At 68.5% G+C, this 6,268-nt stretch carries 7 protein-coding genes and 2 pseudogenes; 2 read left to right on the top strand and 7 right to left on the bottom strand.

From position 1 onward, the window contains the following. From FFS27_RS26620 to FFS27_RS26610, 3 genes and pseudogenes are all read right to left on the bottom strand, one after another. A pseudogene (locus FFS27_RS26620) lies at nucleotides 1-391 on the bottom strand (MFS transporter); the annotation flags it as partial. A gap of 4 nt (nucleotides 392-395) precedes the next feature. Next, complete coding sequence (locus FFS27_RS26615; RefSeq protein WP_003088038.1) at nucleotides 396-638, bottom strand: DUF1272 domain-containing protein; 243 nt, start codon at nucleotides 636-638, stop codon at nucleotides 396-398. A gap of 22 nt (nucleotides 639-660) precedes the next feature. After that, nucleotides 661-1,665 (bottom strand): GlxA family transcriptional regulator, encoded by a 1,005-nt coding sequence (locus FFS27_RS26610; RefSeq protein WP_021264653.1) that lies wholly within the window; start codon nucleotides 1,663-1,665, stop codon nucleotides 661-663. A gap of 248 nt (nucleotides 1,666-1,913) precedes the next feature. Here FFS27_RS26610 and FFS27_RS26600 point away from each other — a divergent pair, with 248 nt between their 5' ends. Further along, the gene (locus FFS27_RS26600) at nucleotides 1,914-3,119 is read left to right on the top strand and encodes a GGDEF domain-containing protein (protein WP_003098203.1); all 1,206 of its coding nucleotides are present in this window, start codon (nucleotides 1,914-1,916) and stop codon (nucleotides 3,117-3,119) included. A gap of 49 nt (nucleotides 3,120-3,168) precedes the next feature. Here the strand turns inward: FFS27_RS26600 and FFS27_RS26595 are convergent, their stop codons facing one another. Further along, the gene (locus FFS27_RS26595) at nucleotides 3,169-3,444 is read right to left on the bottom strand and encodes a hypothetical protein (RefSeq protein ID WP_003098204.1); all 276 of its coding nucleotides are present in this window, start codon (nucleotides 3,442-3,444) and stop codon (nucleotides 3,169-3,171) included. A gap of 284 nt (nucleotides 3,445-3,728) precedes the next feature. On the opposite strand from FFS27_RS26595, the gene FFS27_RS26590 reads away from it, so the two are divergent. Continuing rightward, a complete protein-coding gene (locus tag FFS27_RS26590) occupies nucleotides 3,729-4,592 on the top strand; it encodes a LysR family transcriptional regulator (protein ID WP_003108721.1) in 864 nt (287 codons plus the stop codon). Here FFS27_RS26590 and FFS27_RS26585 read toward each other — a convergent pair. The 3 genes and pseudogenes from FFS27_RS26585 to FFS27_RS26575 all read right to left on the bottom strand — a co-directional run. Then, nucleotides 4,580-5,737, bottom strand: coding sequence for a CBS domain-containing protein (locus tag FFS27_RS26585; RefSeq protein WP_021264654.1), 1,158 nt, complete (start codon nucleotides 5,735-5,737; stop codon nucleotides 4,580-4,582). The two genes, FFS27_RS26590 and FFS27_RS26585, sit on opposite strands and share 13 nt — an antisense overlap. A 91-nt stretch (nucleotides 5,738-5,828) precedes the next feature. Then, nucleotides 5,829-6,050, bottom strand: a complete 222-nt coding sequence (locus tag FFS27_RS26580; RefSeq protein ID WP_003132747.1) for a hypothetical protein — start codon at nucleotides 6,048-6,050, stop codon at nucleotides 5,829-5,831. A gap of 2 nt (nucleotides 6,051-6,052) precedes the next feature. Further along, nucleotides 6,053-6,268: pseudogene (locus FFS27_RS26575) on the bottom strand (cytochrome C oxidase Cbb3); the annotation flags it as partial.

The raw sequence follows: 6,268 nt of genomic DNA, 5'->3' as shown, positions 1-6,268 counted from the left end.
CTTTCCGCCCGGCATCCACCGCCTCCAGCGCGGCGAACCGGTAGTACATGGCCGAGGCCTGGTAGACCCCGATGCCCAGCGCGCCGAGACAGAACCAGAGGAAATCGCCAGTCCAGACACCGGCGGCGCAGACCAGACCGCCGAGCACGCCGCCGCCGGCGCCGAGCATCAGCCCGGGACGTCGGCCGTGGCGCTGCATGAAGTGCGACAACGGCTGCACCGCCAGCAGGTTGCCCAGCACCAGCAGGGCCAGGGGCAGGGTGGCCAGGCTGTTCAACGGCGCCAGCTGGACGCCGACCAGCGCGGTCAGTGTTATGCCGATCAGCGAACAGGACCAGTACAGGGCCTGGCCGCAGAACAGCAGGAGCAGGGTCGGGTTGCGTAGCAGCATGGCGTCACTCCGGACAACCGCCGGGCCTGACGACGCGCCGGCTGGAGGCGGGCTGACGGACCAGCGCATCCCGCGGACGCCTTGGCCGGGCCAGCAGTTCGCCGCCGCAGTTCGGGCATTGGCCGCCCAGGCGGGTCGTCGCGCAGTCGCGGCAGAAGGTGCACTCGAAGGTGCAGATCAGCGCGTCGCCGCTGTCGCCGGGCAGGTCGCGGTCGCAGCACTCGCAGTTGGGGCGCAGTTCCAGCATGGGAAGGTCCTTGGTGGGAGCGTCAGGCCAGCATGCCGAAGCGTTCGGCGTATTCCTGGGGGCTGACCGAAAGATGCTTGTGGAACGTCCGCCGGAGGTTTTCCGGATGGCCGAAGCCGCACAGCCGGGACACCGTGGCGATCGATGCCTGGGCGTCCTGCAGCAGGGCGCGCGCGGCCTCCAGGCGAACCCGCTCGACGTAGCGACCGGGCGCCACGCCCAGTTCCTGGAGAAATACCCGGGACAGCGTACGCGGGCTCATGCAGGCCCGGTCGGCGAGGGCTTCCAGGGACAGGTCGCCGGCGAGGTTGGCGGGAATCCACTCCAGCAGCGCGGCCAGGCGCGGGGTGCGGCTCGGTTCCGGGGTCAGCCAGGCGCTGAACTGGGCCTGGCCGCCAGGACGCTTGAGGAACATCACCAGGCGTCGCGCGACGCTGAGCGCCAGGCTGCGGCCGAGGTCGGCCTCGACCAGCGCCAGGGCCAGGTCGATTCCCGCCGTGACGCCGGCCGAGGTGAAGATGTGGGCGTCGCCGTCGCGGCACCGCGGGTCGTAGGTGTGCAGGCGGTCGCCTTGCACATGGACGCCGGGAAACCCCTGGCGCAGCGTCGCCACGTCGGCCCAGTGGGTGGTCGCCGGGCGCCCGTCGAGAACCCCGGCGGCGGCCAGGATCAGCGCTCCCGAACACACCGAGCCGAGCCGCCGTATGCACGGTTCGGCGGCTTTCAGCCAGGCGAGCAGGTCGGCGTTGCGGGACTGCGCCTCGACACCGAGGCCGCCGGGCACCAACAGGGTGTCCAGGCTTTCCGGCGGACAGTCGCGCCAGGCGAGGTCGGCGCAGATGCGGATGCCCGCAGAACTGGGCACCGCTTCGCTACGCTCGCCGAGCACCTGTATCCGGTAGAAAGGCGGCAGGCCCTGGCGCTGGCGTTCGACGTTGGCCGAGGCGAATACCTGCAGCGGTCCGGTCACGTCCAGGCTCATCACGTCGGGATAGATCAGGCAGGCAATCAGGCGCGGTTCGGGCATGGCACAACCTCATGGCGATGGCGGCAGTCTGGCGTCCTTCGGGCCTGGCCGCAATGCCAGTCGGCCCACGGATCTTGCCATTCGCTCGCCGGGGCGTCCCGCTGCGCCGATGGTTGGTATCGCCTCGGCACGCCGCATGCCCTATTGTCTGGTAACGGGTGATGGCTTTTTGACTCATCGCTGCAGAGGCGCCAGGGTATTGTCGTCCAGGCCTGTTTCAGCGTTCGGTCCGAGGTAGGGGAGTCAGCATGCTTGCACGCGACAGCCTGGTACAGGCTGGTCTGCCGGATAATCCGTATGCGCGCCAGTTGCGCAACGGCTTTCGTTGGTTGCGGTTCGAAAAGGAGCTGGAAAACGAGTTTCGCGAGTTTCTCAGCTGGAACTCGCTGATGCAGCGGCGCGCTGCCATCGGGGTGGCGTTCCTGATCTGGGCGCTGTTCATCGTGGCCGACTGGATGATGGTGGACATCCGCCTGCACCCCAGCCTGTTCGAGCAACTGCTGGGCGTGCGCCTGGGAATGATCGGCCTGCTGCTGGTGGTCTGGCCGGCGGCCTTCCTGCCCAGCCTGCGCAAGGTCGGCGATGCCATCGCGCCCTACTGCCTGCTGCTGATCAACCTGGCGGTGCTGGCCTGCGACGTGCTGTTCGAGTGGCATGGGGTGCCGCGCTTCACCCAGTTGGGCGCGACCCTGGGCATCCTCGCGGTGTTCTTCCCACTCGGCCTGGCGTTCTGGGCCTGCGTGCGCCTGGCGTTGCTGTGCCTGGCCCTGAACCTGGCGGTATTCCTGCTCTTCGGCGGCGAAGAGAACCTGCGCACCAACCTGCTGAATACGCTCTACAACGGCCTGGTGGTCCTGATCTGTTCGTTCGCCCTGTACCTGCAGGACTACGCCCAGCGCGAGCAGTTCCTCGGCCGGCGGCTGCTGGGCATGATGGCCGAACAGGACAGCCTCACCGGCCTGGTCAACCGGCGCTACTACGAGCTGCTCGCCCAGCGGGCCCTGGAGCAGGGCGCCCGCGAAGAAAAGGGGGTGGCGCTGATCCTGGTGGATGTCGACGACTTCAAGGCCTACAACGACCACTACGGGCATCCGGCCGGCGATGCCGCCCTGCGCCAGCTTGGCGTCGTGCTCCGGCAGGGCGCGCGGCGGCCGCTGGATATCGCCGCGCGCCTGGGCGGGGAGGAGTTCGCCGTGTTGCTCTACGACAGCGAGGAGGGCAACACCCTGGCCATCGCCGAGCGCCTGCGGCAGGCGGTGGAGGCGCTGGGCATCGAGCACCTGGGCTCCAGCGCCGGCCCCTGCCTGACCATCAGCCTGGGGGTGGCCTATTCGACCTCAGGCATGGGCCTGGACGCGCTCTATCGCGAGGCCGATCGCGCGCTCTACGAGGCCAAGGATGCAGGGCGCAACGCGGTGCGCGTGGCGTTCCGGCAGCACGACCGCCTCGAATAGAGGAAACGAAAAAAGGCGCCCGTGGGCGCCTTTCGTCGTATGGAGCGGCTCAGCCTTGGCTGGGCATACTCCAGTCCTGCAGGTTGTAGCCGTTGTGGCTGAGTTCTTCGCGTGCCTGTTGCAGCAGGCCGGCAAGCTGCTCCGGATCGGAGTAGGCGGAGCTCGGAATGCGCGCACGGCCCAGCAGGCGGGTGCCGGTGCGATCGACTACGGACAGGCTCAGGCCGCCGTCACTGCCTAGCTCGGACCAGGCAACGCACTGGTATGGCTGGAAGGCGCGCCCGGTGATCAGCAAAGCCTCGTTGAAACGGAGCGTAGCGTTCATGGGAGTCGGTCTCTCTCGTTCATGTCTGTGTGGAACATGGGTGGCGCTTCCCGGCTCCACCGTGTTCGGTCACGCTAACTGATGCTTTCGAAAGCGAAAAAGTCACGGCGTGGCGCGTTTGTGCAACAGGTTGTCGCTTTTTCGAAGGGTTTAGGCGTGCCGAAGCGGCTAGGCGCGGTGTTTTGTCGCAGATTTCCAGGAGCGCGGCCAGGCCGCCTTGCGCTCGCCGCCCGCGCCTGCACAGCCTAGAATGGCGGCCCACCTGTGGCAGCGGACCGCTTCGCATGGATATCGACCTCGCCCGTACCTTTCTGGAGATCGCCCGCAGCGGTAGTTTCGTCGCTGCCGCGGAACGCCTGCACCTGACCCAGACGGCCGTCACCGCGCGCATCCAGAACCTCGAAGGGCAACTCGGCTGCCGGCTGTTCGTGCGCAACCGCGCGGGCGCGCGCCTGACCGCCGACGGCGAACACTTCCTCGGCTACGCCAGCCAACTGGTGCAGACCTGGGATGCGGCGCGACGCGACCTGCCGCTGCCGGACGGCTTCCGCAACCTGCTCAACCTCGGTGGCGAGGTCAGCCTGTGCAATCCGTTGCTGCTGAACTGGATGCGGCGCCTGCGCGAGGCGATTCCCGGCCACGCCGTGCGGGTCGAGATCGGCCAGGGCGCCGACCTGCTCAAGCAACTGGAGCAGGGCGCGCTGGACGCCGCGCTGGTCTACCAGCCGGAATACTGGCCAGGGCTGCAGGTCGAGCAGTTGCTGGAGGAGAAGCTGGTGATGGTGCGTTCCGTGGTATCCGCGGAGCCTTATCTCTATGTCGACTGGGGCCCGGATTTCCGCAGCCAGCACGATGCCGCGCTGCCGGACCGGGCCAAGGCCGCGCTGGCCTGCAACCTCGGGCCGCTGGCCCTGCAGTACATCATGCAGAACGGCGGTAGCGGCTATTTCCGTACCCGGGTGGTGAGCAGCTACCTGGATGGCGGCACCCTGCAACGGGTCGAGCAGGCGCCGGAGTTCGCCTACCCCACCTACCTGGTGTACTCCCGCGAGCGCCTGTCGCCGACCCTGCGCCATGCGTTCCAGTTGCTGCGCGAAGTGGTCCGCGAGGACAGCGACTGGTCGCAGCGCTGGGACTACGTGATCTGATCGGCCTGGCCCAGGTGCTGCAGCCAGTTGCGGTAGAGCGCGGCGATCAGGTCGGTCTGGCTGACGATGCCGACCAGGTAGCCGGCTTCGTTGAGCACCGGCAGGCAGTGCAGGCCTTCGTCGGATAGCAGCGAGACCAGCTCGACGGCGTGGGTGTCGGCCTGTACGCAGACCACTGGGGTGGTCATGATCGTCTTCAGCTTGGTCCCGCGCAGGAAGCGCAGGCGCTTGAACGGGCTGCCGTCGGGGCGGAAGTGCTTGAGCAGGTCGCTCTGGGTGACGATGCCGGCCAGCCGCCGATGCTCGTCGAGCACCGGCAGGGCCTTCAGGCGGTGGTCCTGCAACTGTTTCCAGGCGTCGTCGATGAAGGTCTCGGTGCTGGCGGTCTGCACGTCGCGGGACATGATCCGTGCCGCGGTCAGCTCGCCCATGCGCCGGCGCAAGGCGTAGCGCTCGGTGTGGTGGATCAGTCGCTCGAGGTCGTCGCGGGTGATGTCGACGTATTCGCCGAAGTCCTGCAGCGCCTGGTCCAGGTCCCGGGCGGAGAAGTCCGTCCGCGCGCTCGGCGCCAGGTCGCGGGTGCCATGGAGATTGGCCCGCGGCGGCTGGTAGGGCCGCGGGTAGGGAGAGCGCATCAGGTTGTTGTAGAGCAGCGCGCAGCCGATCAGCACCAGGGTGGAGAGCAGGATCGGCCAGACCACGTCGATGCCGAGTTCGCTCAGGGACGGGTTGAGGGCCACGCTCAGGGCCAGCGCGCAGCTCGGCGGATGCAGGCAGCGCAGGGCGAACATCAGCAGCATGCCGAGGGCCATGCCGACCAGGGCCGGGGCCAGATCGTGTCCGAACCAGTAGGCGCTGAGGCCGCCGGCCAGGGCGGCGACCAGGTTGCCGCCGAGCATCGACCAAGGTTGCGCCAGGGGGCTGGAGGCGAGGGCGAACAGTAGTACGGCGGATGCGCCGAGCGGCGCTGCCAGGCGCAGCGCCAGTTCGCTGCCGAACAACGCCTGGCAGGCGAATACCGCGGCGAGCGCGCCGATGCAGGCACCGAGTCCGGCGCGCAGGCAGTCGCGCGGTCGAGCGTTCAGGGTCAGGGGGCGGAAGCCTTTCAGCCAGGTGCGTACGGCGGTGCTGGGGGAGTCGTTCATGGAACTCTTCGAAGCGAAAGAAAGGGGCCGTTGCCGGCCCCGTAAGGCACTTTCGTGCTGGAGGCATCCATCCCTGGATGATGGAGTCGGTTCAGGCGAGGAACGGCGGGCCGGCGGCCTCGCGGGATTCCTCGAGGGGGCGGACCACCTGCCGGCAGATCTTGCCGGTATCCCGGGCGACCCGGCGGGCGGCCTCGGGATCGTCGGCGAACGGCAGCAGGGCGGCCTGCTCGCGTTCCTCGCGGGTACTGCCGGCGAGGCTGAGCGCGAGGCCGAGCACCAGGGTGGGGAGGCACAGCAGGGACAACAGCATGTTCAGGCCCCCTGGCCGGCCGCCAGGACCGGCTGCCGCTGCTCCTGCGCGCTGCGCAGGGTCCGCCAGGTGTTGTAGGCCATCAGCAGCATGCCGCTGGCGAAGGTGGCGCCGCCGAGCAGGCGCACCACGTAGCCCGGATGGCTGGCCACCAGCGCCTCGACGAACGAGTAGGTGAGCGTGCCGTCCTCGTTGATCGCCCGCCACATCAGGCCCTG

This window comes from Pseudomonas sp. 2VD (assembly GCF_005503585.1).
In the GTDB taxonomy this organism is placed as follows: Bacteria; Pseudomonadota; Gammaproteobacteria; order Pseudomonadales; family Pseudomonadaceae; genus Pseudomonas; species Pseudomonas aeruginosa.
The sequence above is the reverse complement of the archived record's forward strand: the minus strand, read 5'-3'. Positions and strand labels throughout refer to the sequence as shown.

Bases quoted from the DNA above. Each gene is read 5' to 3' on its own strand.
- FFS27_RS26610 (WP_021264653.1), bottom strand. From the start codon at position 1,665: ATGCCCGAACCGCGCCTGATTGCCTGCCTGATCTATCCCGACGTGATG.
- FFS27_RS26580 (WP_003132747.1), bottom strand. From the start codon at position 6,050: ATGCTGTTGTCCCTGCTGTGCCTCCCCACCCTGGTGCTCGGCCTCGCG.
- FFS27_RS26595 (WP_003098204.1), bottom strand. From the start codon at position 3,444: ATGAACGCTACGCTCCGTTTCAACGAGGCTTTGCTGATCACCGGGCGC.
- FFS27_RS26590 (WP_003108721.1), top strand. From the start codon at position 3,729: ATGGATATCGACCTCGCCCGTACCTTTCTGGAGATCGCCCGCAGCGGT.
- FFS27_RS26615 (WP_003088038.1), bottom strand. From the start codon at position 638: ATGCTGGAACTGCGCCCCAACTGCGAGTGCTGCGACCGCGACCTGCCC.
- FFS27_RS26600 (WP_003098203.1), top strand. From the start codon at position 1,914: ATGCTTGCACGCGACAGCCTGGTACAGGCTGGTCTGCCGGATAATCCG.
- FFS27_RS26585 (WP_021264654.1), bottom strand. From the start codon at position 5,737: ATGAACGACTCCCCCAGCACCGCCGTACGCACCTGGCTGAAAGGCTTC.